Origin of the sequence: Nocardiopsis sp. LOL_012, assembly GCF_048060475.1 — a bacterium.
Lineage (GTDB): Bacteria > Actinomycetota > Actinomycetes > Streptosporangiales > Streptosporangiaceae > Nocardiopsis.
The window spans coordinates 136,270-159,812 of the sequence record NZ_JBHMIV010000004.1 but is presented as its reverse complement, the minus strand read 5'-3'; the positions used below and the strand labels follow the sequence as shown (position 1 = coordinate 159,812).

Here is a 23,543-nt window from a genome sequence, read left to right as displayed (position 1 = left end):
GGACATCCGCGGCTTTGTGGCGGACCCGGCCGCACCAGGTGCGGCCGGCCCCTGACGTGTCCGTTCGGGCGCGGCGACCCGAGGTAACTAGCGAGTATCGGGCCTCGGGAAGGGGGTTGAGCCGCGCGCTGTTGGGCCAAGATAAGGGCGAGAGCTCCGAAAGGGAGGTAGCCAGCTATGGCGACGAAGGACACCGGCGGCCAGAAGCACGCCTCGCGCCGGGAGGCGGAGGTCGAGGAGACCGAGGCGACGGCGGACGCCCAGGAGAACAAGGAGAAGCTCGACGAGGAGGTCGACGACATCCTCGACGAGATCGACGACGTGCTGGAGAGCAACGCCGAGGACTTCGTCCGGCAGTTCGTCCAGAAGGGCGGCCAGTAGCCCCGCCTCGGCGGTTCGCTGACAGCGCACTCCGGTGCCGTCGGTGCCGCCGGGCGCACGGCTAGGGTCGGTTCCATCGGCCGGGAGACTCCGGCCCCAGAGCAATCGAGACAACGGCCGTCCCATCCGCCCCCATGGGTGGGACGCGAGTGGAGGGAGTCGCGTGTTCGAAGGGTTCGAGGGCGGACGGTTGCCCGCCGCGTTCATGAGTGCGGGGACCTCGTCCTTCACGGAGTTCGTCCGGTCCGTCAGCCCCGAGCTGCTGCCCGGACGGGACCTGTCCGCGGGCGGAGGGACCGAGCACCTCACCCCCGACGCGACGACCATCGTCGCCCTGACCTTTCCCGGGGGTGTGGTCATGGCCGGCGACCGGCGTGCCACCCAGGGCAACGTCATCGCCAACCGGGACATGGAGAAGCTGTTCCGCGCCGACGAGTTCTCCGCGGTCGCCATCGCCGGCTCCGCGGGGATCGGTATCGAGCTGGCCCGCCTCTACCAGGTGGAGCTGGAGCACTACGAGAAGATGGAGGGCCGCGCGCTCTCCCTTGAGGGCAAGGCCAACAAGCTGGCCCAGATGGTGCGGGGCAACCTCGGCATGGCCCTCCAGGGCTTCGTCGTGGTCCCCCTCCTGGTGGGCTACGACGAGACCGCCGAGGTCGGCCGGGTGTTCAGCTACGACGCCGTGGGCGGGCGCTACGAGGAGCACCGCTACCACTCCATCGGCTCGGGCTCGGTCTACGCCAAGGGGTCCCTCAAGAAGCTGTTCCGCGACGACATGGACGAGACCACCGCGATCAAGGCCGCGCTGGAGTCCCTCTACGACGCCGCCGACGACGACTCCGCCACCGGCGGGCCCGACCTGCACCGCAAGATCTTCCCCCTCGTCGACGTCGTCACCGAGGACGGCCACCGCCGTGTCCCCACCGACGACATCGCCCGTCTGGCCACGGAGGTGGTCGAGGGCCGGGCCGCCCGGCCCGACGGTCCGACCGCCGCGCTGAGCTGACCGGGGCCGCGGGCCCACACGAGACCTCTTCCGACTAGGTAAGGAACGATCAGCGGTGTCGATGCCGTTCTACGTCGCCCCCGAACAGCAGATGAAGGACAAGGCGGACTACGCGCGCAAGGGTATCGCGCGCGGCCGCAGCGCCGTCGTCCTGCAGTACGAGGGCGGCATCCTCATGGTGGCGGACAACGTGTCCCGCACCCTGCACAAGATCAGCGAGCTCTACGACCGCATCGGCTTCGCCGCGGTGGGCCGGTACCCCGAGTTCGAGAACCTGCGCCTGATGGGGGTGCGGTTCGCGGACGTGCGCGGCTACCAGTACGACCGCCGTGACGTCAGCGGACGCCAGCTCGCCAACATCTACGCCCAGACCCTGGGTACGGTCTTCAGCGAGAGCCTCAAGCCCTGGGAAGTGGAGATCGTCGTCGCCGAGGTGGGCGAGGTCGCAGACGAGGACGAGATCTACCGGATCACCTTCGACGGCTCGATCGTCGACGAGCAGGGACACGTGGCGGTGGGCGGCTCCTCCGAGCAGGTGGCCACCGTCCTCAAGGACCGCTTCGTCGCCGACGCCCCGCTCTCCGCGGCCCTGGACACCGCCGTCCACGCCCTGGCCAAGGAGAACGGGGAGGAGCGCGAACTGGAGGCGGGCAACCTGGAGGTGGCCGTCCTGGAGCGCTCGCGCGAGCACAGGAAGTTCCGCCGCATCCACGGACGGCGCCTGAGCACCCTGCTGGAGGAGGGCCGGACCCGGAGCGGCGCGAGCAGCCAGGTCACCGCGGACAGCGGCGACGAGACCGACGAGTGACGTGAGTGACGACCGCGGTGTGGCGTGCCGGGCGCGCCCCACCGGCCGGGCGGGTGCGGACGGCGAGGCCCCGTCGTCCGCACCCCGGTGACGGAAGTGGGTGAGGCCGCGTGGAACGACGGATCTTCGGGCTGGAGAACGAGTACGGGGTCACGTGCACCTTCCGGGGACAGCGCCGCCTGTCGCCCGACGAAGTCGCCAGGTACCTCTTCCGCAGGGTGGTCTCCTGGGGGCGCAGCAGCAACGTGTTCCTGCGCAACGGGGCCCGCCTGTACCTGGACGTGGGCAGCCACCCCGAGTACGCGACCCCCGAGTGCGACAGCCTCGTGGACCTGGTGGCCCACGACAAGGCCGGGGAGCGCATCCTGGAGGGGCTGCAGATCGACGCCGAGCAGCGCCTGCACGAGGAGGGCATCGCCGGCGACATCTACCTGTTCAAGAACAACACCGACTCGGCCGGGAACTCCTACGGCTGCCACGAGAACTACCTCGTCGGCAGGCACGGCGAGTTCGGCCGCCTGGCCGACGTGCTGATCCCCTTCCTCGTCACCCGGCAGATCATCTGCGGTGCGGGCAAGGTCCTCCAGACCCCCCGCGGAGCGCTCTTCTGCGTCAGCCAGCGCGCCGAGCACATCTGGGAGGGCGTCTCCTCGGCGACCACGCGCTCGCGCCCCATCATCAACACCCGCGACGAGCCCCACGCCGACGCCGAGCGCTTCCGCCGGCTCCACGTCATCGTCGGCGACTCCAACATGAGCGAGACCACCACCCTGCTCAAGCTCGGCTCGACCGACCTCGTCCTGCGGATGATCGAGGCCGGTGTGGTCATGCGCGACTACACCCTGGAGAACCCCATCCGGGCGATCCGGGAGGTCAGCCACGACATGACCGGCCGCCGCAAGGTGCGGCTGGCCAACGGGCGCGAGGCCAGCGCCTTGGAGATCCAGCGCGAGTACCTGGAGAAGGTGCAGGGCTACGTCGACCGCCACGGCACCGACGCTGTCGGCAAGCGGGTCCTGGACCTGTGGCAGCGCACCCTGGAGGCGGTGGAGACGCAGAACCTGGAGCTCATCTCCCGGGAGATCGACTGGGCCGCCAAGTACCTTCTGCTGGAGCGCTACAGGAGCAAGCACGACCTGTCGCTGTCCTCCCCGAGGGTGGCCCAGCTCGACCTCACCTACCACGACATCCACCGCGACCGCGGACTGTTCTATCTGATGCAGAACCGCGGCCAGATGGAGCGGGTGGTGGAGGACCTGAGGATCTTCGAGGCCAAGTCGGTGCCGCCGCAGACCACGCGCGCCCGGCTGCGCGGAGAGTTCATCCGCCGCGCCCAGGAGCAGCGCCGCGACTTCACCGTCGACTGGGTGCACCTGAAACTCAACGACCAGGCACAGCGCACCGTCCTGTGCAAGGACCCGTTCAAGTCGGTGGACGAGAGGGTGGAGAAGCTGATCGCCGGGATGTGAGGGTCGGGGGCTTCCGGGGGTGGCCGGTTCGGTGTCATTCGGTAGTGTGACCCTGTCCTAAGCCGGAAACCAGAGGTTGTGACCCATGCACCGACGTGCCGCCGCCCTCGCGGTGCCCCTGACCGCGCTCGCCCTGGCGGTCTCGAGCTGCGGATCCATCCCCGAGGAGTGGCGCACCCCCGCCTTCCTCCGCATGGGAGAGGAACAGCTCGACCCCCGCCTTCCCACCGTCACCGGTGAGGTCGGCGAGGAGCCCGAGATCACCTTCCCCGACGAGGAGCTCCCCGACGAGGAGATCTCCGGGGTCGTGGCCACGGGCGAGGGCGAGGGGGAGCTGGTGCGAGCCGACGACCTCCTCGTCGCCAACGTGGTCCAGTACGAGTGGACCGGCCCCGGCGAGGGCGAGCCCGTCGAGGGCCAGTCCAGCTACGAGACCGGCGCCCCCGACCTGGTCCGGATGAACCAGATGCCGGAGTACATCACCGATGTACTGCTCAGCCAGTCCGTCGGCAGCCGCGCCGTCTACGTCTTCCCGCCCCTGAGCGAGCAGGAGGTCGCGCAGGCCGAGGCGCAGGGCCAGCAGGTTCCCGAGGGCGCCAGCGTCCTGGTCGTCGACGTGATGCAGCGCTTCGGCCAAGGCCAGACCGTGCCCGGCGAGCAGACCACCGACGGAGGCGGCGACCTGCCCACCGTCACCCAGGAGGACGCGGCCGCCCCGGTGATCGAGATCCCCGACACCGACCCGCCCGAGGAACTGGAGGCCGTTCCGCTGATCGAGGGCAGCGGACCCGAGGTCGAGGAGGGCCAGCAGTTCATCGCGCAGTACACCGGGATCCGCTGGGAGGCCGAGGAGGACGGCACCCACGAGCCGTTCGACTCCACCTGGAGCCGCGGCGGGGAGCCCTCCGACTTCACGATCGCCGAGGGTGCCGTGATCGACGGCTGGGTCGAGGGGATCGTCGGCCAGCGCGTGGGAAGCCGCCTGTTGGTGGTCATCCCCGGCGACCTGGCCTACGGCGAGACCGCCGAGGAGGCCGGCGGCGGCCCCGCGGGCACCCTGGTCTTCGTCGTCGACCTCCTGGGCGCCGTGGACAACCCGCCCCCCGCCGAGCCCGAGGCCGCCGAGGAGCCCTCCGAGGAGGCCAGCCCCGAGGAGGAGGCCGACGAGGAGGAGCCGACCGGGGAGGCCACCGACGGCGAGGAGTGAGCAGCACCCTGTATCCCGTGGAACGCCCCCGCGCCCGGCGCGGGGGCGTCCGCTTTGTCCCGGGGCTGACACTCCCGGGACGCGCGTGGTCCCCGGGCAGCCGCTCCCGCCTGCGTAGAGTCGGTCCTGATCGGTCCGCGGCCGATGGGAGGGGCCATGACAGAACGACGGCGCTACTGCTACGTGTCCGGGTTGCGCCTGGGCGTCCCGGCACTGGAGGAACTGTGCGCCCAGGGGCGTCCGCCGGACCTGGTGGTGTCCTACCCGGTGGAACTGGCGCACCGCTGCGGGTACACCGACTTCGAACCCCTGACCAGCCGCCACGGCATCCCGCACCTGCGCGCCGCCGACATCAACTCCGACGAGGTGCGCGACGCCCTGTCCACCCACCGCATCGACCTCATGGTGGTGGCGGGCTGGTCGCAGCTCGTCCACGAACAACTGCTGACCGCACTGCCCCTGGGCGGGGTCGGACTCCACCCCTCCCCGCTGCCGGTCGGCCGGGGCCGCGCCCCCATCCCCTGGACCATCCTGCGTGACATGCGCTCCAGCGCCGTCACCCTCTTCCACCTGGACCGGGAGGCCGACACGGGGGACATCGTCGACCAGCTCTGGTTCGACATCCCCTCCGACACGACCGCCACGGGGCTCTACGAGCGCGTCGCCCACCTCCAGAGCGAACTGCTCGTCCGCCGCCTGGACGCCCTCCTGGCGGGCAGCGCGCCGCGCCGCCCCCAGACCGGGCACGTGTCGGTGTGGCCGCGCCGCCGCCCCTGCGACGGCCTGCTGGACTTCACCGCCTCCGGCGCCGACGTCGACCGGATGGTGCGGGCGCTCGCCGACCCCTATCCGGGGGCCTTCGCCAGGTTCGGCGGAGCCCACATCACCCTGTGCGGGGGATCCGTCGACGAGACGGTCCAGGGGGGAGCACCGGGACAGATCGTGGCGGCGGGCCCCCACCGTCGGTGGGGTGTCACCTGCGGGGACGGAAGCGTGTTCGTTCCGGACTCCCTGCGTGTGGACGAAGGGGTGCGCGCCGAGCCCACCTCGCTGGCCATGTTCCGCCCGGGGGCGTCCTTCGACGTGCCCTCACCGCACATGCTCGTGGCCAGCCGCTCGGACGCCGTCCCGCGCCAGGCCTTCGACAGCGACGCGCTGCTGCGGGCCTGACGGCCCACCCGTCACCCGCCGCCACCCTCAACGGACGGCCTCCGGCCGTGGTCCTTTTGTCTGTCACCCGCCGCCACCCTCAACGGACGGCCTCCGGCCACGGTCCTCTGATTCACGCCTCGCCGCCGGCCAGCTGGGCGGCGCGGCGCCCGGCCGCGGCGGCGCTCAGGAAGGCGGCGCGGTCCTCGTCCAGCCCGCGGCCCATGGTCGAGACCTTGACCGGCAGCGACCGCAGTGCCTCCTCCAGGCCCTCCACCCCCACCTCCACGAGCGTGTGCCGCCGGGCCAGGGGGGCGGCCTGACCCCGCACGAGAGCCCCGAGGTCCCCGGGCAGGCGCGGGACCACCACGTCCGCGCGGGCCAGGGCCACCTTCCCGTAGGCGGTGCTGCTGTGGTGCGACACGCCCCGGTGACGCGGTCTGGGATCGGCCTCGCTCACCCTGAGCGAGGCCACCGGTCGGCCACCGAGCACCGCCGCCGCGTTCACCGCCTCACCGCACGCCACCCCGGAGAAGCCCCACGGCGTTCCCGTCCCCAGGTTCCCCGGCCCCTGGCACACCACCGCCACGTCCGCGTCCAGCACGTGCCGGGCCGTGAGCAGCCCCGAGTGGACGGTGACCGCCTCCAGGTCGCCGCCGAACGCCTGCCCGGTGGTCACACAGCCCACCAGCAGGCCCTCCTCGCGCAGCACCCCGGTGATCCGGGAGAACGCCGCCGGCAGCGCGCCCCCGTCCAGCATCACGTAGGCGATCCGTGCCCCGGGGAGGTCGGCGCGCACCCCCGCCACCACGGCGGGCAGGGCGGAGTGCAGGTCGGCGACCACGACCGGCATCGTGTCGACCCCGGTCGCCCCGCGCAGGGCCTCGTGGTGGGGCGAGCCCTGTTCGTCGGCGCCCAGGACGGTGGCCTGGAGCGGGGTGTAGCGGGCCTTGACGAGGTGACCTGGCCCCTCGGTGTCGGCGGGCGGACGGTCGGGCAGGGCCACGATCATCGCGTACCCGCCCGTCCCCAGCCCCAGGTCCAGCGCCCCGGTGTTGAGCAGGACCGTGTCGCCCACCTCCGGGCGGCCCACCAGGTCGGTGTAGGCCAGAGCCCGGCAGGTGACGGTGTCCCCCTGCCCACAGCCGGGGGCCAGCGCCACCACACAGGGGGCCACGCCGTCCCAGGACGGCAGGAGTCTACGGACTTCACCACGGCGCCACCGGATCATGATCGGCACGGTACCTTCGTTGCTGAAACCGGGACCGCAGCGACGCGCACGCGCCGCGGGTCCGACGATGCACACGGGGCGGAGAGGTGCGGACGATGTCGCGCAGGAAAACGGAACGGCAGTTGAACCTGGTCATCTGCCTGCTGTCCACGCGCCGCCACCTCACCGCCCAGGAGATCCGAGCGACGGTGTACGGCTACGCGGAGGCCGAGAGCGAGTCCGCGTTCAAGCGCATGTTCGAGCGCGACAAGCGCGAGCTGCGCGACAACGGCATCCCCATCCAGGTCGGGACCGGGGACGCGGTCAGCGGCGAGGAGGGCTACCGCATCTCGCGCACCGACTACGAGCTGCCCGAGATCGAGCTGCTGCCCGACGAGGCCCTCGTCCTGGGGCTGGCCGCCCGCGCCTGGCGGCACGCCTCCCTCGGGGAGGCGGCGGCCAACGCCCTGTTCAAGCTGCGCTCCGCCGGTGTCCCCGTGGACGGGGAGGCCGCGCCCGGCCTGACCCCGGCGATGCGCACCGACGAGCCCGCCTTCGGCCCGGTCTGGCAGGCCGTGCGCGACCGGCGGCCGATCCGCTTCGACTACCGCAAACCCGGCCAGGCGGAGGCCGAGCGGCGCGAGATCGAGCCGTGGGGGATCGTCAACCTGCGTGGCCACTGGTACGTGGTGGGCCACGACCGGGTGCGCGGCGCCCGCCGCGTCTTCCGGCTCGGCCGGATCCGCGGCGAGGTGAGCGTCCTGCGGACGGGGCCCGGTGTGGTCGTGCCCGAAGGGGTGGACCTGAGGTCGGTGGTGGCCGGGCACAGGGCCGAGCCCGAACGCGCCGCCACGGTGCGGGTGCGTACCGGTGCCGCCCATGAGCTGCGGCGGGGTGCCCTGCGCGTGGTCGCGGGCGAGCGTGAGGGATCCGACGGCTGGGACACCCTCACCCTGCCCTACACCGACACCCCCGACCTGGTGCGGCGGGTGGCCTCCTTCGGGGCGCGGGCGGTCGTGGTGGAACCGGAGGACGCCCGCGCGGCGATCCGCGCGCACCTGGCGTCCGCCGCCGAGCGGCAGGGCGCCGAACCGGACGGAGAGGGTGCGCCCTGCGGCGGCGCCCCCTCCGTACCGTCCCGCGGGCCGCGCTCGGCGGACCAGTTGCGCCGTCTGCTGATGCTCGTGCCCTACGCCCTGGGCCGCGACGTGCGCGTGCCCGAGGTGGCCGCCCACTTCGGGCTCAGCGAGAAGCAGGTGGTCTCCGACCTGAGCCTGCTGTGGATGTGCGGCCTGCCCGGGTACACCCCCGGCGACCTCATCGACGTGGACCTGGACGCCGCCAGGGAGACCGGCGAGATCATCATCGGCAACGCCGAGACCCTGGCCCAGCCCCTGCGGCTCACCGCGGACGAGGCGGCCAGCCTGGTCGTGGGCCTGTCGCTGCTGGAGGCGCTGCCCGAGGCCGAGGGGCTGGAGGGCAGCGCCCTGAAGCGGGTGGGGGAGAAGCTGCGGTCGGCGGCCGGGGCGGCGGTGGCGTCCCTGGCCGACGCGGTCCAGGTGCGGGTCGAGACCGACGAGGCGGTCGCCGAGACCCAGCGCCGCTGCGCCGACGCCCTGGAGGCCGGCCAGCGCCTGCACCTGCGGTACCTGTCCGGGTACCGGGACCAGGTCACCGAGCGCGACGTCGATCCGATGGGGCTGGTGGTCCAGGACGGCCACTGCTTCCTGGAGGGCTACTGCCACCTGCGGGGGGACGTGCGCCTGTTCCGGCTGGACCGCGTGCTGGACCTGGTGGTCCTGCCCTACGCCGCCGAGGTCCCCGAGGGGGTGGGGCGCCGCGACCTGTCCTCCGGGGTGCTCCAGCGCTCCGAACGCGACGTGCTCGTCACCCTGGACCTGGAGCCGTCGGCCCGCTGGGTGACGGAGGACTACGTGTGCGAGTCGGTGGTCGAACGCTCCGGCGGAGGCGTCCGTGCGACGCTGCGCACCCCCGCACCCGAGTGGGTGCTGCGGCTGGTGCTGCGGCTGGGGCCGGAGTGCCGGGTGGTGGCACCGACCACGCTGGCCGAGGAGGCTGCCGCGGAGGCGGGCCGGGCACTGGCCCACTACGCGCCGGACGGGGAGGGCGTGGGTGCCCGGTCGGCGCGGTGAGCCGCTGCCGTTCACCCAGGTGTGAGTCGAGTGTCACAGCCCACCCGTTAGGGTGGTGTGCATGATCGCCCTCGCTGTCCTTGTGGGTGTGGTTCTGACCGGGACCTCCGTGATCGGGACCCTCGCCGTTCGCACGGTCCGGCGTGCCCGGGTGCTCTCCCGGGAACTGGACCGGACCTCCGCCGCGTACCGGGCGGGCAGGGTCGGCATGGACGAACGCGTCAACCGGAGTGGAATGCGAACGTGACCCTTCGGAACCGGACACCGCGTACGATCGAAGGCGATCGTTCGCGCCCCACAGAGAGGTAGAACCATGGGAGCCCTCAACGGACCCACCATCGCGATCCTGGTGGTCTTGGCCCTGCTGCTCTTCGGAGCCAAGAAGCTTCCCGATCTCGCGCGTTCCGTGGGCCGCAGCGCACGCATCCTCAAGGCCGAGAGCAAGGGTCTGATCGACGACGACAACACCAAGGGCACCGAGGACTCCGACGAGTCGAGCCGGTCGCAGACCGCCCAGCGCCACAACACCGACGCCCCGCAGCAGCAGGGCTACCCGCAGCTTCCCGCGGGGCAGCGCATCGTCAACGAGTCGGGCGAGCCCCAGTCCCGCACCTACGGGAACTAGTAACGGCGGGCGGCGCGCCTTCGGCCCGGCACCCTCGGGGCGCCGGCCGGCGCGGCGACGCTGTGACCGTGTCGAGGGGCTCGCGTCCGCGGGGCGCGGGCCGGTGGAGAGAGAGTGACCGTACAGATGAGGGCACGAGGCCGGGGGGCCGACCCGGAGGGCCGTATGCCGCTCATGGACCATCTGCGCGAGCTGCGCGGCCGCCTGTTCAAGTCGCTGATCGGCCTGGCGCTGGGGGCCGTCGTCGGCTACGCGTTCTACCAGCCGGTGTGGGACTTCCTCACGGCGCCCTACTGTTCGCTGCCGGAGTCGGCCTCGGTCGACCCCGAGGGCTGCACCCTCATCGTGACGGGCCCCTTCGACCCGATCTTCGCCGCCTTCAAGGTGTGGGTGTTCGTCGGCGCGCTGGTCTCCGCCCCCGTCTGGCTGTACCAGCTCTGGGCGTTCGTCGCCCCGGCGCTGCACAGCCGGGAGAAGAAGTACGTCTACATCTTCGTGCCCCTGGCCGCGCTGCTGTTCTTCGGCGGCGCGGCGCTGGCCTACCAGATCACCGCGCTGGCCCTGACCGTGCTGTTCGGGTTCCTTCCCGAGGACGCCGCGCCGTTCCTGACCGTGGGCGAGTACCTGGACTACATGGTCATCATGATGGCCATGTTCGGCCTGGGCTTCGTGATGCCCCTGCTGGTCGTCCTGCTCAACCTCGCCGGGATCCTGCCGCACGCCGCGCTGGCCAAGTGGCGCCGCGCCATCATCTTCGGGGCGTTCGCGATCTCCGCCGTGATCACCCCCGCCGAGCCGATCTCGATGCTCGCGCTCGCCGTGCCGCTGGTGGTGCTGTTCGAGATCGCCGAGCTGGTCGCCTTCCTCAACGACCGCCGCAAGAGGCGCGACGACCCCCTGGCCGGGCTGGACGACGACGAGATCTCCGACCTGGACGAGACGCCCTCGGACCTGGAGGCCACCGACAGCGAGGGCGAATCCGCCGAGCGTCGGTGAGCGCGGGCGCCAACCGCTAGGGTCTGGCGGTGGGGCCGCCGCGGGCGCCCCACCCGCCCCGGGACCGGCTCGGGGCACCGCAGGTGAGACGTGAAGGGTGCGATCGATGAGTGAGCAGTCCGGGGGCGCGCGTGAACTGCCCCCCGAGGCCATGGGCAACGAGAAGTGGCACGACACCACCCATGCGGTGTGGATGCGCTCGTCCCTGTCCAAGGAGACCTCCGAGGCCATCGTGGAGGTCGCCACGTTCGACGACGGCTTCCGCGCGGTCAGGGACGGCAAGTCGCCGGAGAAGGGCACCCTGTTCTTCACTCCGGCCGAGTGGGAGGCCTTCGTGCTGGGCGCCCGCGACGGCGAGTTCGACATCCCCGAGGAGTACCTCACCGAGGAGGAGCGCCGTATCCAGAACCGGGAGGTCGAGGTGGAGGCGGCGTGGGTGCCCTCACCGCTGAACACCCCCGAGGCGATGGAGGAGTACCGCCGCCGCGAGGAGGCCGAGCGGGCCGACGCCGAGGCCTGAGCCCGTCCCGGCGCGCAGCCGCACCGCCCCGGTGGAGGACACGAAGAGATGCCTGCCGACATCGCCCTGCTGGTGGACCCCGGCCGGGGGCGCGCCGCTCTCACCGCCGTGCGCCTGGTGGAGCGCCTGCGCGCCCGCGGCGCCCGGGTGCGCGTCCTGGCGGGGCGCTCGGGCGCCGACAGCGCCCGACTGGCGCTGCGGGCCGCCGCCGAACGTCCGGACGCCCTCGTGGCCGTGGGCGGCGACGGCCTGGTCCACCAGGCCCTCCAGGGGGTCGTGGGGACCGGGGTGGCGCTGGCGATCGTTCCGGCCGGCACCGGCAACGACATCGCCCGGGCGCTCGGGTGCCCCGCCGGGCGGCCCGACCGCACGGCCGCGGCCGTCCTGGCCGGGAGGACCCGGCCGGTGGACGCGGTCCGCCTGACCCTGGCCGACGGCACCGGGCGCCACTACCTCAGCGTCCTGGCGTGCGGGTTCGACGCACGGGTCAACGAGCGCGTCAACGGCTTCCGGTTCAGCGCGGGGCGGGCGGACTACCTGCTGGGCCTGGTCGCCGAACTGGGCTCCTTCGCCGCCGCCGACTACTCCCTCGACGTGGACGGGACACGGATCGAGGAGCCGGGCCTGCTGGTCGCGGTGGGCAACACCGCTGCCTACGGCGGGGGCATCCCCATGTGCCCCGGTGCGGTCCCCGACGACGGCCTGCTCGACGTGGTGCTCCTGCGGGCGGCGCCCCTGGCGCACTACCTGCCGCTGCTGCCGAGGATCCTCACCGGGCGCCACACATCCGACGCCAAGGTGGTGTCCCTGCGGGGGCGCAGGGTCGCGATCCGGGCCGGGGCGGGTGCGGCCTACGCCGACGGCGAGCGGATGGGTCCGGGCCCACTGGTGTGCGAGGCGGTGCCGAAATCGGTCGAGGTCCTGGACACGACCTCATAGTCTGGGGGCGATATGAGTAGCCACGCCGAGCGGTACGCCGCCTTCCAACGGCGCAAGAGCGCCTCCAGCGCTGCCATCGACGCCTTCCAGGCGCTGTACGGGTTCGACTTCGACCCGTTCCAGATCAGGGCGTGCAAGGAGCTGGAGTATGGGCACGGGGTGCTGGTGGCCGCGCCCACCGGATCGGGCAAGACCGTGGTCGGGGAGTTCGCCGTCCACCTCGCCCTGAGCCAGGGGACCAAGTGCTTCTACACGACCCCCATCAAGGCGCTGTCCAACCAGAAGTACAACGACCTCGTCGCGCGCTACGGAAGCGACCGGGTCGGCCTGCTCACCGGTGACAACAGTGTCAACGGCGAGGCGCCGGTGGTGGTCATGACCACCGAGGTGCTGCGCAACATGCTCTACGAGGGGTCGGCCACGCTGGGCGGGCTGGCCTACGTGGTGATGGACGAGGTCCACTACCTCGCCGACCGGTTCCGCGGCGCGGTGTGGGAGGAGGTGATCATCCACCTCCCGGAGTCGGTGCAGATGGTCGCCCTCTCGGCCACGGTCAGCAACGCCGAGGAGTTCGGCGAGTGGCTCCAGCAGGTGCGCGGCGACACCACCGTCATCGTCGACGAGAAGCGGCCGGTCCCCCTGTGGCAGCACGTCATGGTCGGCCACCGGATGCACGACCTGTTCGCCGAACCGGTGGAGGAGGCCGACAGCGGGCGGGAGGACGGCGGCGGCTCGGCGTCCAAGCGCAAGCGCGAGCGCCGCCGCGACCGGTCGTGGAAGCCGCGCGAGATCGTGGTCGGCGGCCGGAGGCTGGCGATCAACCCGCGGCTGACCCGCATCGCCGAGGAGGACAGCCGCGTCACCCAGCTCGCGCACCGGCGCCGCTCCCCGCAGTCGCGGGCCCGGGGCAGTGCGCGGCCCCGCTCCAGGTACGCGCCGCCCTCGCGTCCCACCGTCATCACCGAGCTCGACGACGAGGGCCTGCTGCCCGCGATCACCTTCATCTTCAGCCGCGCGGGCTGCGACGACGCCGTGCGCCAGTGCGTGGCCTCGGGTCTGGTGCTCACCACACCCGAGGAGGCCGACGAGATCCGCGCGTTCGCCCAGGAGTGGTGCGCCGACATCCCGCCCGCCGACCTGGCGGTCCTGGGGTTCTCACAGTGGCTGAGCGCCCTGGAGGCGGGGATCGCGGCGCACCACGCGGGGATGCTGCCGACCTTCAAGGAGGTCGTGGAGAAGCTCTTCTCCCGGGGGCTGATCCGCGCGGTCTTCGCCACCGAGACCCTCGCGCTGGGCATCAACATGCCCGCGCGCACCGTGGTCATCGAGAAGCTCGACAAGTGGAACGGCGAGACCCACGCCCAGCTCACGCCCGGACAGTACACCCAGCTCACGGGGCGCGCGGGGAGGCGCGGCATCGACGTCGAGGGCCACGCGGTCGTGATTTGGCAGGCGGGGACCGACCCCGAGTCGGTGGCGAGCCTGGCGGGTACGCGCACCTATCCTCTCGACTCCAGCTTCCAGCCCTCCTACAACATGGCCGTGAACCTCGTCGCCCAGGTGGGCCGCCGCCGCAGCCGCACCATGCTGGAGGCCTCCTTCGCCCAGTTCCAGGCGGACCGGGCCGTGGTGGGCCTGGTCAAGCAGTTGCGCAAGCACGAGGAGGCGCTGGAGGGCTACGCGGCCTCCGCCGAGTGCCACCTGGGCGACTTCATGGAGTACGCCGGGCTGCGCCGCGCCCTCGGCGACCGGGAGTCGGAACTGTCCAGGACCCGTTCGCTGCGCCGCCGCGACGAGGCGATGGAGAGCCTGCTGGGGCTGCGCCGGGGCGACATCATCCGCATCCCCTCGGGGCGCTTCTCCGGGCACGCCGTCGTCCTGGACCCGGGGCTCAAGCTGGATGTGCCCGCCCCGCTGGTGCTCACCGTCGGCAAGCAGGTCAAACGGGTCAACGCCACCGACTTCACCGTCCCGGTGCACCCCTCCGGCCGCATCCGCATCCCCAAGTCGTTCTCGGCCCGCTCGGCGCGCTCGCGCCAGGACCTGGCCTCGACGCTGCGCAACAAGCTCAGGGAGCAGGGCGACGAGCCGGCCGTTGAGCGCGGGAGGGGCGGGCGCGGATCGGGCGGCGGCGCCGAGGACGCCGAGGTGGTCCGGCTGCGTGCCGAACTGCGCCGGCACCCCTGCCACGGGTGCGACCAGCGCGAGGACCACGCCCGCTGGGCGGAGCGGTACTTCCGGCTGCGCAAGGAGACCGAGGGGCTGCGACGCCGGGTGGAGGGGCGCTCGAACGTCATCGCGCGCACCTTCGACCGGGTGTGCGGCGTCCTGGAGGATCTGGACTACCTCACTGGCGAAACGGTGTCCGGGGACGGCTCACGGCTGGCCAAGGTCTACTCCGACCTGGACCTGCTGGTGGCCGAGTGCCTGCGCCGCGGTGTGTGGCGGGACCTGGCGCCGGTGGAGTTGGCCGCCTGCGCGGCCGCCCTGGTCTACGAGCCGCGCCGTGACGACGACGCGTTCCCCCGGGTGCCGCAGGGGCCGATCGAGGAGGCCCTGGCGGAGATGGTGCGGCTGTGGGGCGACCTCCACGAGGTGGAGTCGCGGCACCGGGTGTCGTTCCTGCGCCAGCCCGACTTCGGGTTCGTGTGGACGGCCCACCGGTGGGCGCGGGGCGACCGCCTGGACGCCATCCTGCGGCAGGCCGACATGCCCGCCGGCGACTTCGTGCGTACCACCAAGATGCTGGTGGACATGCTCAGCCAGATCGCGGGCGCGAGCGGTGACGAGCAGGTGCGCAGGAACGCGCGCAAGGCCGTCGACCTGGTCCGGCGCGGCGTGGTCGCCTACTCCTCGCTGAACTGAGCGGGGGCCGCCGCCCGGGGAACAAGTCGGACCCGGGCGGCGTTGGCCGCAAAGTGGGACCCCGCGGGCACACCGTGCACCCGGCGGGGCCATCATGGGAGGGCACGGGACCCCGCCAGGGGCCTGTAGTCCGTACGTCTTCTGAAACGGGGATCAGGCAGTGCTGCGCACCCTCATCAACGGCAAGATCCACAGGGCCACCGTCACCCAGGCCGACCTGCACTACGTCGGCTCGGTCACGATCGACGCCGACCTGATGGACGCCGCCGACATCGTGGACGGTGAGCAGGTCCACATCGTCGACATCGACAACGGCAGTCGGCTGGTGACCTACGCGATCACTGGTGAGCGCGGCAGCGGCGTCATCGGGATCAACGGCGCGGCGGCGCGGCTGGTCAGCCCGGGCGACCTGGTGATCATCATCTCCTACGCCCAGGTGGTCGAGGCCGAGCGGGCCGAGCACGTCCAGCACATCGTGCACGTGGACGCCGACAACAGGGTGATCGCCTTGGGCAACGACCCGGCCGAGCCGATCCCGGGCAGCGAACTCGTCTCCGGGCGCCGCTGACGCCCGGCCCCGCGCGGGCCGCCGGACCTCCGCGGTCCGGCGGCCCGCACGTTTTCGTGGCCGGTTCCGGCCGGATCGGTCGCGCCCGGGGCCGGGTATGCCCGTTCTCGGAATGGATGACGGTGACGAGGAACAGCGCCGGGTGGCGGAGCACGTCGAGTGGCAGAAGCAGGGGGCGTGGGTGGTCCTGTGGGGCCCCTACACCCGCCGCTTCTGGGCTTTCGCGTGCTGGCCGGTGGTCCCCGAGGAGGGTGTGGTGGTCTCCTCGGCCGATCCCAACGTCCTGTACACGCACATGCGGCAGGTTGAGCGCGAGCACCGGTATTTAGAGTGGCGCTATAAAAATCCTCGGTGAGGCGCTACGATTCATCCGTTATGAGGATGAATCGAAAGGTCGGCGGCGTGTCCACACAAACATCCCCCCACAGATCCGCGCTCCCGGCAGAGGGCCGCGCCCGCGTGCAGCGCCGCACCGTGGCGGCCCTCATGCTCGCCCAGGTGGTGGGGGGTCTGGGGATGGGCGCCATGCTGGCGGTGGGGGCGCTGATCGCCCTCGACCTGTCCGGTTCGCGGGCCTGGTCCGGGATGGCCACCACCATGATCACCCTGGGCGCCGCCGTCTTCGCCCTGCCGCTGGCCTCGCTGGCCGCGCGGCGCGGCCGCCGTCCGGGGCTCGCGCTCGGATGGGTGCTGGGGGCACTGGGCGGCCTGGTCGTCATCGGCGCCGCCGTGGCCGGGTGGTTCCCCCTCTTCCTTGCCGGCATGGTGCTGATCGGCGCGGGTACCGCGACCAATCTCCAGGCCCGGCACGCCGCCGCCGACCTGGCGGAGGAGGACACGAGGGCCCGGGACCTGTCCCTGGTGGTGTGGGCGACCACTGTCGGTTCGGTGGCCGGGCCCAACCTCATCGGGGTCGGCGGGGGCCTCGCCGCCGGGCTGGGGCTGCCCGAACTCCTGGGACCGGTGCTGTTGACCACGGCGGGGTTCGCCCTCGGCGCGGCGGCCACCTTCGCCCTGCTGCGCCCGGACCCCCTCGTGATCGCCTCGCCCCCTGACCGGCGCCCGGAGGGGGGGCGTTCCGCGCCGCGCCGCTCACCCCTGGACGCGCTGCGCACCGTGGCGCGCAGGCCCCGCGCCCTGCTGGCGATCACCGCGATCGTCTCCGCCCACACCGTGATGGTGGGCGTGATGACGATGACCCCCGTGCACATGAGCGCCCACGGGGCGGCCCTCACCGCGGTCGGACTGACCATCTCCCTGCACATCCTCGGCATGTACGCCTTCTCCCCGCTGGTGGGGTGGCTCGCCGACCGTCTGGGGCGTGTCCCCGTGCTGCTGGCCGGACAGGCGGTCCTGTTGGTGTCGGTGGCCTTCTCGGCGGGGGCCGGACACGACGAGGTGCTGGTGACGGTCGGGCTCGTCCTGCTCGGTCTGGGCTGGTCGCTGTGTCTGGTGTCCGGATCGGCGCTGCTGGCCGAGTCGGTTCCCGCCGAGGAGCGGCCCCGGGTGCAGGGGGTCGGTGACCTGGTCATGAACCTGGGAGGGGCCTGCGCGGGCGCTCTGTCGGGCGTGGCGCTGTCCCTGACCGGGTTCGCGGGGCTCAATCTCTTCGCCGCCCTGTTCACCGTCCCGGTGTTCGTGCTCGCGGCGCGGGTTCTCCGGAACCCAACCCAGGCATGATCTTTACCTGAAAAGCCCTGGTATTGGGACGATCGTCAGTACCTGTCTGGTTACGGTGCAGTCTGAGGCGTCCATTGGGCGCGGGCACCGGAGCGGACCGAGGGGTGTTCTCATGACCGATCGAGAGCCCGAGGAGGGACCCGGGGAGCGGCCCGGACCGCCCACCTCCGGCGAGGACGCCCGCCCGGAGGGCGCCACTCCCGGCGAGAGCCCCGGGGGCGCGTCCCACGAACCCGGTCCGGGCGAGGTCTCCGAGGGGCCCAGCGGGCGCGGGCAGGCCGGTTTCGAGCACGCCGGGTACGCCCCCGGCTACGGGGAGACGGACCTTCCCGCGGCGGGGGCGGGCAGCCACCCGGGCGGCCCGCCCCCGCCCGGTGCGCCGACGCCCCCGCCGGGCACCTACGGCCCGCCGCCGCCCGCACCCACACCGTGGGGCAAGATCATCGGCATCGGCTGCGCCGTACTCCTGTTCGTTCTGCTGCTCATGGGCGGGTGCACCGCCCTGCTGCTGGTCACGGCGGGCGGGAACGGGGAGTCGGCGCAGGAGGGCGCGGACCCGGAGGCGGATGCCCCGAGCGAGCCGGTGGAGGAGGAGATCACCGCGATGGAGACGGAGTTCGAGCCCAGCTCCCTCTACACCGAGGGGGAGTTCACGAGCGTGGAGGTGTCGGTCACCAACACCGGTGAGGAGGACATCGACATCAACCCCCTGTACTTCTCCGTGGTGGACGCCCAGGGGCGCACGCACGGCGTCGGCGACGCCATCGCGCTGGACGAGAACGAACTGGAGGCGGGGGCGGTGGCCCCGGGGGAGACGGTCACCGGGACGATCACGGTCCCCGGCGAGGTGGAGACCGCCAAGCTCGTGTTCGACCCCTTCTACCACGAGGCGGTCGAGGTTCCTGTGGAGGAGCCGTAGGGCCGAGCCGGTCAGGGGGCGAGCGCGGGGTCGCGCAGCCACTCCGACAGGTCCTCCCGGCGCTCGGAGTCGCATTTGAGCGGGCAGGTGGTGCAGAAGCCGTGCTCGGGGTCGGCCTTGTAGTCGAAGCAGCAGGTGCCGCGCACCGCCCACGTGCCGCGCGGGTCCTGGGGGGCGAACGGGAACAGGCGCGGGCGCCGGCGCGTCACCGCGCCCGCCCCGACCACGGCGTCGCCCAGCCGACCGGCCAGGTCCCACGCCTGCTCGGCGTCCCGGCCCAGGTAGCGGGCCGGGTTGAGCATGTAGAAGTGCAGGGTGTCCACGACCCATCCCCACAGGGTGCGCAGCCCCGCGCGAGAGTGGGCGTGCAGGTCCTCCAGGAGGGGGCCGAAGGTGGCGACCACGCCTTCGGCGGCCGCGCGCACCAGGGCGTCCTCGTCGGCGACGGTGACCGTGTCCGGCCTGCCGGAGGCGGCGTCACCGGGGAGGACGGCCCAGCGCGCGCCCGCCACGGCCGGGGTGGCGAAGCGCGAGGCGACCGTGTCCCAGGGCAGGTACAGGGTGTCGGGCCTCAGCAGCGGCGCCCGGCCGGTCAGGTACAGCGACGCCGACACCAGGAAGATCGGCTCGCGCAGGGTCACCCGCAGGAAGTTGGTGGCGGCGGGCAGGCGGTGGCCGGGTCCGTGCTCGGTGCGCAGCTTGTCGTGCAGGATGCGCAGGGCGCCCTCCTCCACCAGGTGGTCGGAGCGGTACCAGTGGGCGGCGGTGCCGTGGGGGCGCTCCGGGGCGGCGGAGTCCGTGATCCGGGGCAGGGGTGCGAACTTCAGTGGTGCACACGCGTCACACAGTGCACCGAGCGGATCTTGGGTCACCGCGGAACCTGCCCTTCCTCACATGACGGCCGTTGCAGGGGTGCCCGCAGCGGTCACCGGGGACGGTCCATCTGCGCCTGTGAAGTGAGGCTACCCTAACAGTTCGTTGCGGGCAATCCTCGGTCGGGTTGCCGCGGGGAAAGAAAGTACAGGTCACGGCACGGCCCGCGGCGGGTTCAGGACACGGCATCGGTGCGTGGCCGGGCGGGGGCGCTGCCGCGGGGGCGGCGGTAGGCGAGCCACCACTCCACGGCCAGCAGCGGGACGATCCAGGAGAGGAACCCGGCGGCGGGGGAGATCGCCAGGGTCAGGGCCTGGGCGTCCCCGCCGAAGCGGGTGTCGATCTGCGGCAGCGCGATCAGGACCAGGACCAGCACGACGACCCTGTTGAAGGCGATCCCGAAGACGAGCGCGGTACTGCGCAGCATCCACTCCCGGTGGCGGGCGACCGCTCCGAGGGGAGGGGCCGGTCGCCGGGCTCTCCTACGGCATCCGCAGGCTCATCGACGGCATCGACGCCTACGTCCGCGCCGGGGGCTCCGCCGCTAGCGGATGAGGACCAGGTGGTGCCGCGACAGCGCGCGGACCACGGAGGCGGTCGCACCGGTGTCCCCGCCGACGCGCCCGGCCAGCTCGGCCACGGTCAGGGTCCGCTCCCGCGCCAGCGCCTCCAGCACGGGTTCGGCCACGGCCGGGAGCCGGTAGCGGCGCCCGGCCACCGTGACGCTCACCCGGTCGCCCTCCCGCTCCAGCGGCGGGGGCAGGATCGGCGCGAACTCCACCACCGCCTCCGGTGCGGGGTCGGCCTCCTCCACCGGCCACGGCAGCGAGAACGAGGTGCGCCGCGGGAAACGGGCGTCCCGCTCGGCCAGGAACGCGTCCAGGCCGTGCTCCTCGGCCAGCTCCGCCAGCCGCGCCAGGAGCGCGTGCAGGTGCTTGCCGCGCTCGTCGCCGTCGGCGAACCTCGGCAGGTCGCGGCGGAACAGCTCCTCGTCGAACAGGCGCCGCACCAGCGCGTCGGCCCAGTCCACACCGGTGGCACGGGTGAACCCGAACGTCAGGTGCATGCTCACCTCGCCCGTCCCGGTCACCGTGTGCCACCAGCCGCGCGGCACGTGGATCACCTGGCCGGGCCGCAGCACGCCCTCCCAGACCACCTGGAGCTCCCCGTCCGCGCCGTGGGGCGGCGTGTGGGAGTGGTCGGTGTCGTTCTTCATGGGGTGCGGCCGCGAACCGGGCCCGTGCACCTGCCAGTGCTTGGTCCCCTCCACCTGGACGATGACGGTGTCGTGGTCGTCCCAGTGGGTGTCGAATCCGCGCGACTCCCCCCAGATGAGGTACAGGTTGGCCTGTACCCGCTCGCGGACCAGCCGCATGAGGTCGTCGGCGGCCGCCGCGATCGGCGGGTGCATGCGGTCGATGCCGTCCAGGACCAGGCTCGCCCCGGATCGCAGTTCGCTGTAGAGCCCCTCGGGGCGGATCACCCTGCGGGCGGTGCGCGAGGCGGTCCCCTGCTCGGTGTACCGCTCGACGGGGACCGGGGATCCGTCCCGGTGCAGGCGCAGGCGCGGCGGCTCGGGCGCGCACGAGGCGATCATGGCGTTGAGGTCGTCGAAGGTCAGCAGCGAGCGGACGGTGCCCGCGCCTATGTCGGTCAGGAGGAACCCCTCGGACAGGCGCGAGGTGAAGGTCTCGCGGCCCGTGGTGTCACACAGGGCCCGGGTGAACAGCTCTCCCGTGTCGGTCACGTGGTGCCCTCTCATGAGAGGTGGAGCCCGCCGGGCACGCCGTGCAGGCGCGCCCGGCGGGGCCTGATCAGATGAAGTCGGAGCTGGAGTCGGTTCCGTCGCTGTCGCCGCCCGCGGTGATGTCGCGGGAGGTCACCTCGGCCAGGTCCTCGACCTCGATCTCGAACGGGTCCATCGCACACCTCGTCATTTCGTGTGGGTTCCTCATTCTCTGTTCGGGACGGCACCGGGTCGCCCCGGCACCAGCCCCGTCTCGTGGGCCGCGAACGCGTGCGCGTCGGCGGCCAGTGCCACCGCACGGCCGACCGCGCGCGGGCCGTGCCCCACGTCGCGCTCGTACCGCAGCAGGGCACGCGGGGCATCCTCGCCCCGGTCCCGCGCCGCCGCGAGCAGCGCGGCGCACATCTTGCGCGGGTGGGCCGCGTCGGTGCGGGTGTCACCGTGGAAACCGGTGAGCAGGACTCTGGGGAATCGGGGGGCCGGGCCGTCGGAGGAGCGGTCCAGCGCCCGGTGGTAGGGCGAGTAGGACATCAGGGCGGCGAAGTCGCCGGGGTCGGCGGCGGTGCCGAACTCCCGGGTCCACATCCGGCCCAGCCCCAGGCGCTCGAAGCGGGCCATGTCCGCCAGCGGCGCGGAGGCGATGACCGCCGCGCACAGGTCCGGTCGGGACGTGGCGGCGGCCAGGACGAGCAGGCCCCCGGCGGAGCCGCCCGACAGGCACAGTTGAGCGCGGGTGCACAGCCCGCGGCCGACGAGGGCGTCGGCGGCGGCTACCAGGTCCTCGACGGCGCGCGGCTTGCTCCGGCCCGAGCCCGCCAGGTGCCAGTCGCGTCCGGCGTCGCCGCCGCCGCGCACGTGCGCCACCGCGTAGCGCCCGCCCGCCAGCAGCCAGGCCAGGACGGTCGCGCTGAACCCGAACTGGCGGGGCCGCCCGAACCCGCCGTAGGCGTGCAGGAGGGTCGGCCCCGGTTCGGGGGTGCCGGGGGCGGCGAAGACGGTGATCCGGACCCGGGTGCCGTCGGCCGACCGGCAGTCGGTGGGTGTCCGGGCGATCTTGGGCGGTGGCGGGGCCGCGCGCTCCTGGGGCGGCCAGGGCAGGGCGCGGGAGGAGCCGGGGGGCAGGCGCAGGACGCGCTGCTGCTCCGAGACGTCGGCGTAGGCCAGGTACACCGATCCGTCGGGGGCCGCCTGGAGGGCGGAGGCCATCCCTTCGCCCGGCAGGTCCACCCCGGCCAGGAGGGCGCCCGAACGCGCGTCGTAGCGGGACGCCTCGCTGATCCCCCACCGGGTGCGCACCGTCAGCAGTTCCGGCCGCTCGGCGGTGCCGCAGGGGGCGAAGGCGTCCAGCGTCGCGCCGTCGTCCTCGGGGACCACCTCGCGCCAGTGCTCCACACCGGGGTCCTCGGGGGAGACCGCCATGACGCGGCGGCGGGGTGCGTCGAGGGTGGTGCGCAGGTACAGCAGGCCGTCTGGGCCCGCCAGCGCCTCGGTCTCGGCCTCCAGGCCCACCTGGACGGGGCGCGGACGGGGGTCGGCGAGGTCGGCCAGCCACAGGTCGGTGCGGTGCCCCGTGCCGTGGCTCTCGCTGATGAGCAGCCACCGGCCGTCCAGGGCGCGGACGCCGGGGACGCTCGCGGGAGCGGTGCAGGCGTGCACCAGGCGCTCGGAGCCGTCGGCGACCCGGCGCAGCCACACGCCGCGCAACCCCCGCACGCCGTCGCGGCGCACGTAGTGGAAGGCGGGTTCGGGGCCGGGCACCCAGGCCACGTGGGAGTAGCGCACGCCCTCCACGGCCGGGCCGGCCTGCGTCCCCGAAGCCGTGTCCAGGACGCGCATCCGGCCGTGCTCCACGCCGCCCACGGAGGTCTGGACGGCGACCAGCGCGCCGTCGGGGCTCGGCTCCCAGGAGTCGAGCGTGGTGCCGCCGCCCGGGTCCTCCTCGGCGGGGTCGTAGACGGTGCGGGCCGGGCCCCAGCCGCGGGCGGGCAGGGCGACCAGCGCCGGGTGCTCGCGCCGGGCGCGGCGCACGGTGGCCAGCAGCAGCGGGCCCCGCTGCCGGGGCGGGGTCCACAGGTCGGTGTCCACCAGGGCGCGGATGCGTTCGGCCAGGGGTGCGCGCAGCGGCCAGGCGGCGGCTTGCCGCTCGTACTCGCGGTCGCGGTCGCGCAGCCAGAGCGAGGTCCGGGGGGAGTCGGCCTCCTCCAGCCAGCGGTAGGGGTCGGTGACGCGGCGGCCGGGCGGGAGGTCCGCGGCCGTTCCTCGGGGGGCGGCTCCGTGGGGTCGGTTGAGCACCCCCACATCGTTGGGTCCGGGCCGGAGACCGGTCAAGGCAGAACTGTCTTACCCTGGGTGACGCGAATATGACGTCCGGGTCAGGTTTGGTGACGGGAACGGTGCAGCCCCGGCCGTGCGGGCCGGGGCTGCACCG

Annotated in this window: 22 protein-coding genes; 17 read left to right on the top strand and 5 right to left on the bottom strand. The window is 72.9% G+C overall.

Annotated features, from left to right (window positions below):
- The first annotated feature begins 177 nt into the window (after positions 1 to 177).
- The 6 genes from ACFHWE_RS04335 to ACFHWE_RS04310 all read left to right on the top strand — a co-directional run bounded on the left by ACFHWE_RS04335 (position 178) and on the right by ACFHWE_RS04310 (position 6,041).
- On the top strand, positions 178 to 381 hold the full coding sequence (locus tag ACFHWE_RS04335; protein ID WP_028647071.1) for a ubiquitin-like protein Pup: 204 nt from the start codon (positions 178 to 180) through the stop codon (positions 379 to 381).
- 163 nt (positions 382 to 544) lie between these two features.
- Positions 545 to 1,387, top strand: coding sequence for a proteasome subunit beta (gene prcB, locus ACFHWE_RS04330; RefSeq protein ID WP_416599283.1), 843 nt, complete (start codon positions 545 to 547; stop codon positions 1,385 to 1,387).
- A gap of 55 nt (positions 1,388 to 1,442) precedes the next feature.
- Positions 1,443 to 2,195, top strand: a complete 753-nt coding sequence (prcA, locus tag ACFHWE_RS04325; RefSeq protein WP_416599282.1) for a proteasome subunit alpha — start codon at positions 1,443 to 1,445, stop codon at positions 2,193 to 2,195.
- Positions 2,196 to 2,305: 110 nt separating this feature from the next.
- On the top strand, positions 2,306 to 3,664 hold the full coding sequence (pafA, locus tag ACFHWE_RS04320; RefSeq protein ID WP_416599281.1) for a Pup--protein ligase: 1,359 nt from the start codon (positions 2,306 to 2,308) through the stop codon (positions 3,662 to 3,664).
- 85 nt (positions 3,665 to 3,749) lie between these two features.
- A complete protein-coding gene (locus ACFHWE_RS04315) occupies positions 3,750 to 4,871 on the top strand; it encodes an FKBP-type peptidyl-prolyl cis-trans isomerase (RefSeq protein ID WP_416599280.1) in 1,122 nt (373 codons plus the stop codon).
- A 156-nt stretch (positions 4,872 to 5,027) separates the two neighbouring features.
- Positions 5,028 to 6,041 (top strand): methionyl-tRNA formyltransferase, encoded by a 1,014-nt coding sequence (locus tag ACFHWE_RS04310; RefSeq protein ID WP_416599279.1) that lies wholly within the window; start codon positions 5,028 to 5,030, stop codon positions 6,039 to 6,041.
- 112 nt (positions 6,042 to 6,153) lie between these two features.
- Here ACFHWE_RS04310 and ACFHWE_RS04305 read toward each other — a convergent pair whose 3' ends face one another.
- Positions 6,154 to 7,251 carry a DUF3866 family protein gene (locus ACFHWE_RS04305; protein WP_416599278.1) on the bottom strand — a complete coding sequence of 366 codons (1,098 nt, stop codon included), beginning with the start codon at positions 7,249 to 7,251 and terminating at the stop codon, positions 6,154 to 6,156.
- Positions 7,252 to 7,346: 95 nt separating this feature from the next.
- Here ACFHWE_RS04305 and ACFHWE_RS04300 point away from each other — a divergent pair, with 95 nt between their 5' ends.
- From ACFHWE_RS04300 to ACFHWE_RS04250, 11 genes are all read left to right on the top strand, one after another.
- Entirely contained in the window at positions 7,347 to 9,383 is a 2,037-nt protein-coding gene (locus tag ACFHWE_RS04300) for a helix-turn-helix transcriptional regulator (RefSeq protein ID WP_416599277.1), read from the top strand.
- Positions 9,384 to 9,444: 61 nt separating this feature from the next.
- Complete coding sequence (locus ACFHWE_RS04295; protein WP_416599276.1) at positions 9,445 to 9,630, top strand: hypothetical protein; 186 nt, start codon at positions 9,445 to 9,447, stop codon at positions 9,628 to 9,630.
- Between the two features lie 66 nt (positions 9,631 to 9,696).
- Positions 9,697 to 10,008, top strand: a complete 312-nt coding sequence (gene tatA, locus ACFHWE_RS04290; RefSeq protein ID WP_416599275.1) for a Sec-independent protein translocase subunit TatA — start codon at positions 9,697 to 9,699, stop codon at positions 10,006 to 10,008.
- 165 nt (positions 10,009 to 10,173) lie between these two features.
- Complete coding sequence (gene tatC / locus ACFHWE_RS04285) at positions 10,174 to 11,004, top strand: twin-arginine translocase subunit TatC (protein ID WP_416599309.1); 831 nt, start codon at positions 10,174 to 10,176, stop codon at positions 11,002 to 11,004.
- 106 nt (positions 11,005 to 11,110) lie between these two features.
- The gene (locus ACFHWE_RS04280; RefSeq protein WP_416599274.1) at positions 11,111 to 11,524 is read left to right on the top strand and encodes a DUF397 domain-containing protein; all 414 of its coding nucleotides are present in this window, start codon (positions 11,111 to 11,113) and stop codon (positions 11,522 to 11,524) included.
- A 48-nt stretch (positions 11,525 to 11,572) separates the two neighbouring features.
- Entirely contained in the window at positions 11,573 to 12,463 is an 891-nt protein-coding gene (locus ACFHWE_RS04275) for a diacylglycerol/lipid kinase family protein (RefSeq protein ID WP_416599273.1), read from the top strand.
- A gap of 12 nt (positions 12,464 to 12,475) precedes the next feature.
- Positions 12,476 to 15,328 carry a DEAD/DEAH box helicase gene (locus ACFHWE_RS04270; protein WP_416599272.1) on the top strand — a complete coding sequence of 951 codons (2,853 nt, stop codon included), beginning with the start codon at positions 12,476 to 12,478 and terminating at the stop codon, positions 15,326 to 15,328.
- A 160-nt stretch (positions 15,329 to 15,488) separates the two neighbouring features.
- Positions 15,489 to 15,896 carry an aspartate 1-decarboxylase gene (panD, locus tag ACFHWE_RS04265; RefSeq protein ID WP_416599271.1) on the top strand — a complete coding sequence of 136 codons (408 nt, stop codon included), beginning with the start codon at positions 15,489 to 15,491 and terminating at the stop codon, positions 15,894 to 15,896.
- A 112-nt stretch (positions 15,897 to 16,008) separates the two neighbouring features.
- The gene (locus ACFHWE_RS04260; RefSeq protein WP_416599270.1) at positions 16,009 to 16,251 is read left to right on the top strand and encodes a hypothetical protein; all 243 of its coding nucleotides are present in this window, start codon (positions 16,009 to 16,011) and stop codon (positions 16,249 to 16,251) included.
- Positions 16,252 to 16,298: 47 nt separating this feature from the next.
- Positions 16,299 to 17,576 (top strand): MFS transporter, encoded by a 1,278-nt coding sequence (locus ACFHWE_RS04255; protein ID WP_416599269.1) that lies wholly within the window; start codon positions 16,299 to 16,301, stop codon positions 17,574 to 17,576.
- A 112-nt stretch (positions 17,577 to 17,688) separates the two neighbouring features.
- A complete protein-coding gene (locus tag ACFHWE_RS04250) occupies positions 17,689 to 18,495 on the top strand; it encodes a DUF4352 domain-containing protein (RefSeq protein ID WP_416599268.1) in 807 nt (268 codons plus the stop codon).
- 11 nt (positions 18,496 to 18,506) lie between these two features.
- Here ACFHWE_RS04250 and ACFHWE_RS04245 read toward each other — a convergent pair whose 3' ends face one another.
- The 4 genes from ACFHWE_RS04245 to ACFHWE_RS04230 form a co-directional block, all read right to left on the bottom strand.
- Positions 18,507 to 19,367 carry a (2Fe-2S)-binding protein gene (locus ACFHWE_RS04245; RefSeq protein WP_416599267.1) on the bottom strand — a complete coding sequence of 287 codons (861 nt, stop codon included), beginning with the start codon at positions 19,365 to 19,367 and terminating at the stop codon, positions 18,507 to 18,509.
- A 176-nt stretch (positions 19,368 to 19,543) separates the two neighbouring features.
- The gene (locus ACFHWE_RS04240; protein ID WP_416599266.1) at positions 19,544 to 19,795 is read right to left on the bottom strand and encodes a hypothetical protein; all 252 of its coding nucleotides are present in this window, start codon (positions 19,793 to 19,795) and stop codon (positions 19,544 to 19,546) included.
- Between the two features lie 117 nt (positions 19,796 to 19,912).
- A complete protein-coding gene (locus ACFHWE_RS04235; RefSeq protein ID WP_416599265.1) occupies positions 19,913 to 21,115 on the bottom strand; it encodes a JmjC domain-containing protein in 1,203 nt (400 codons plus the stop codon).
- Positions 21,116 to 21,319: 204 nt separating this feature from the next.
- Positions 21,320 to 23,407: a prolyl oligopeptidase family serine peptidase gene (locus tag ACFHWE_RS04230; protein ID WP_416599264.1), complete on the bottom strand. Its 2,088-nt coding sequence runs from the start codon at positions 23,405 to 23,407 to the stop codon at positions 21,320 to 21,322.
- Between the last annotated feature and the right edge of the window lie 136 nt (positions 23,408 to 23,543).

Coding starts and splice junctions, on each gene's coding strand:
- ACFHWE_RS04335 (WP_028647071.1), top strand. CDS start 178: ATGGCGACGAAGGACACCGGCGGCCAGAAGCACGCCTCGCGCCGGGAG.
- ACFHWE_RS04315 (WP_416599280.1), top strand. CDS start 3,750: ATGCACCGACGTGCCGCCGCCCTCGCGGTGCCCCTGACCGCGCTCGCC.
- ACFHWE_RS04310 (WP_416599279.1), top strand. CDS start 5,028: ATGACAGAACGACGGCGCTACTGCTACGTGTCCGGGTTGCGCCTGGGC.
- ACFHWE_RS04305 (WP_416599278.1), bottom strand. CDS start 7,251: ATGATCCGGTGGCGCCGTGGTGAAGTCCGTAGACTCCTGCCGTCCTGG.
- ACFHWE_RS04300 (WP_416599277.1), top strand. CDS start 7,347: ATGTCGCGCAGGAAAACGGAACGGCAGTTGAACCTGGTCATCTGCCTG.
- ACFHWE_RS04295 (WP_416599276.1), top strand. CDS start 9,445: ATGATCGCCCTCGCTGTCCTTGTGGGTGTGGTTCTGACCGGGACCTCC.
- tatA (WP_416599275.1), top strand. CDS start 9,697: ATGGGAGCCCTCAACGGACCCACCATCGCGATCCTGGTGGTCTTGGCC.
- tatC (WP_416599309.1), top strand. CDS start 10,174: ATGCCGCTCATGGACCATCTGCGCGAGCTGCGCGGCCGCCTGTTCAAG.
- ACFHWE_RS04280 (WP_416599274.1), top strand. CDS start 11,111: ATGAGTGAGCAGTCCGGGGGCGCGCGTGAACTGCCCCCCGAGGCCATG.
- ACFHWE_RS04275 (WP_416599273.1), top strand. CDS start 11,573: ATGCCTGCCGACATCGCCCTGCTGGTGGACCCCGGCCGGGGGCGCGCC.
- ACFHWE_RS04270 (WP_416599272.1), top strand. CDS start 12,476: ATGAGTAGCCACGCCGAGCGGTACGCCGCCTTCCAACGGCGCAAGAGC.
- ACFHWE_RS04260 (WP_416599270.1), top strand. CDS start 16,009: ATGGATGACGGTGACGAGGAACAGCGCCGGGTGGCGGAGCACGTCGAG.
- ACFHWE_RS04250 (WP_416599268.1), top strand. CDS start 17,689: ATGACCGATCGAGAGCCCGAGGAGGGACCCGGGGAGCGGCCCGGACCG.
- ACFHWE_RS04240 (WP_416599266.1), bottom strand. CDS start 19,795: ATGCTGCGCAGTACCGCGCTCGTCTTCGGGATCGCCTTCAACAGGGTC.